This window comes from Meridianimarinicoccus zhengii (genome assembly GCF_003254465.1).
Taxonomy (GTDB): domain Bacteria; phylum Pseudomonadota; class Alphaproteobacteria; order Rhodobacterales; family Rhodobacteraceae; genus Meridianimarinicoccus; species Meridianimarinicoccus zhengii.
The window spans coordinates 1-909 of sequence record NZ_QDFI01000188.1; the positions used below are offsets into that span (position 1 = coordinate 1).

Consider the following 909-nt stretch of genomic DNA (forward strand, 5'->3'; position numbering starts at 1 on the left):
CCGCGCCGGCCAGCGCCCGGTCGCCGGGATCGCCGCTCCGCGCGATCGCCCCGCGGAACAGCCTCTGCTTGAGATCGTTGGCGCGCAGCGGGTCGCGCCCGCGCAGCGGCGACAGCGCGTCGGCGTCGCCGGGATGGCGGATCACCTCGGCCAGCACGTCGCCGCGCACCATGAACGGCCCGCGCGCCGCCAGCCGGTGGGCGATATCCGCGTCCTCGTCGGTGCGGAAGGCCGGGTCGAACCCGCCCAGCTCGGCAAAGGCATCGCGCCGGAACGCCGCCCCGATCAGGAAGAACGCGTGCAGGAACATCCTCAGCGGCCGGGCCACCACCCGCATCTCGCCCGGCGCCACGCCGATCCGCGCCACCGAGAAGAAATCGCGCTCCGCGCCCACGCCCTTGAACAGCACGTTCGCCACATGGGCCACCACGTCGCCGCCGGCCCCGGCCAGGTCCGCGCGCAACAGCGCCATCCGGCCCGGGCGCCACAGGTCGTCGGAATCGAGAAAGGTCAGCCAGTCCGCCGTGGCCGCCGCCGCACCCGCGTTGCGCGCCGCCGACACGCCCCCGTTGGGCTGGGCCACGACCCGGATCCGGTCGCCGTAGCGCGCCAGCACCGCCAGCGTGTCGTCGGTCGACCCGTCATCGACGACGATCACCTCCTCGGGGGGGGCCTCCTGCGCCAGGATGCTGTCGATGGCGGCGCAGACATGGTGCGCCCGGTTATAGGTCGGCACGATGACCGCGAAAGTGACAGAAGCCATGGGACGACGCACCGGACAACACGAACCGGGGCAAGCCTAGCAGCCCCGCCCCGGATCACAAGCCGCAATGCGCCGCGCTCAGCCCCGGCGCCGCATTCCGCGCAGCGCGCCCAGCCCCGCGGCGGCCGCGCCCAGCAGCCCGGCCG

General features: G+C 74.5%; 1 protein-coding gene. It reads right to left on the minus strand.

Annotated features, from left to right (window positions below):
- A partial coding sequence (locus DDE13_RS22525; protein WP_111406407.1) for a glycosyltransferase family 2 protein occupies positions 1-763 on the minus strand: 763 nt, incomplete at its 3' end.
- Positions 764-909 lie beyond the last annotated feature (146 nt).